Source organism: Halomonas sp. BM-2019 (genome assembly GCF_017584085.1).
Genome location: NZ_CP071922.1, coordinates 549,139 through 550,763, shown reverse-complemented (window position 1 = coordinate 550,763; position 1,625 = coordinate 549,139). Strand labels below are relative to the sequence as shown.

At 50.3% G+C, this 1,625-nt stretch carries 1 protein-coding gene; it reads right to left on the bottom strand.

Annotated features, from left to right (window positions below; translation table 11 throughout):
- Nucleotides 1–135: 135 nt before the first annotated feature.
- Entirely contained in the window at nt 136–1,545 is a 1,410-nt protein-coding gene (gene glnA, locus J5F18_RS02790) for a glutamate--ammonia ligase (protein WP_346300828.1), read from the bottom strand.
- Nucleotides 1,546–1,625: the final 80 nt, after the last annotated feature.

Sequence of the window (1,625 nt, the reverse complement as noted above, 5' to 3'; positions counted from 1 at the left end):
TCGTTTCTCAAGAAACAGGGTTCGCAAGCAGAAGCCAAAGCTTGCACCAATTTGGTGCGGCATACAAGTGAGGGGAAGAAAAAAGGAGCCACACCGCTCGGTGCGGCTCCTACTGCCCTCAGGCAAAGTGTGCAGTTAGCACGAGTAGTACATATCGAACTCGACCGGGTGTGTGGTCTTGTTCAACGTTTCAACTTCTGAACGCTTCAGTTTGATGTAAGCATCAATCATGTCGTCCGTCATAACGCCACCGGCCTTCAAGAAGTCACGGTCCTTATCCAAACACTCCAACGCCATCTCAAGTGAGTGTGCGACGGTTGGGATCTCTTTCGCTTCTTCTGGCGGTAGGTCATACAGATCTTTGTCCATTGCATCGCCTGGGTGGATTTTGTTTTGAATTCCATCCAAGCCCGCCATCATCAATGACGTGAACGCCAAATATGGGTTCGATACTGGGTCAGGGAAACGGGCCTCAATACGGCGCGCTTTCGGATTTGCGACCAATGGGATCCGAATTGAAGCAGAGCGGTTACGCGCTGAATAGGCCAGCATGACCGGCGCTTCAAAACCTGGGACCAAACGCTTGTACGAGTTGGTCGATGGGTTGGTGAAGGCATTCAATGCACGCGCATGCTTGATGATACCGCCAATGAAATACAACGCTGTCTCAGACAAACCGCCGTACTTGTCACCGCTGAACAGGTTCTTGCCGTCTTTCGACAATGACATGTGAACGTGCATACCTGATCCGTTGTCGCCGACAATTGGCTTCGGCATGAAAGTCGCGGTTTTACCAAAGGCGTGCGCGACGTTGTGGACCACATACTTATAGATCTGGATTTCATCGCCTTTGTTGACCAGCGTGTTAAAACGCGTAGCCACTTCGTTCTGGCCCGCAGTCGCAACTTCATGGTGATGCGCTTCGACAACCAAGCCCATTGCTTCCATGGTTTCTGACATGACGTTACGAATTTCATGTGATGAGTCCACCGGAGGCACTGGGAAGTAGCCGCCTTTCACGCCTGGACGGTGCGCTAAGTTTCCTTCTGCATAATCACGGCCTGAGTTCCACTTCGCCTCTTCTGAGTCGATTTTGTAGAACGAACCACTCATGTCTGTCTGGAAGCGTACATCATCAAAGATAAAGAATTCTGGCTCTGGGCCAAATAGTGCAGCGTCCGCAATTCCCGTCGATGCAAGATATTCTTCTGCCCGACGCGCAATTGAACGCGGGTCGCGGTCATAGCCTTGGCGCGTGTCTGGCTCTAGGATTGAGCAGCGTACAATCAACGTAGGCGCTTCAGAGAATGGGTCAATAACGGCACTCTCGGTGTCAGGTTGCAGCACCATGTCAGACTCATTGATGCCTTTCCATCCTGCGATAGAAGAGCCATCGAACATTTTACCGTCTTCAAAAAATTCTTCGTCGATCTGGGACACAGGAATAGTCACATGCTGCTCTTTACCCTTGGTGTCGGTAAAACGCAGGTCAACAAAACGAATTTCTTCCTCTTCAATTAAAGCCAGAATGTCCTGTACAGACATAGTATCCTCCGGTTGCTGGTCACATCTGTGAGTGTTGCTTAGATGTATAGCAAAGGATGTGCCATGTCGCTTAACTTTTG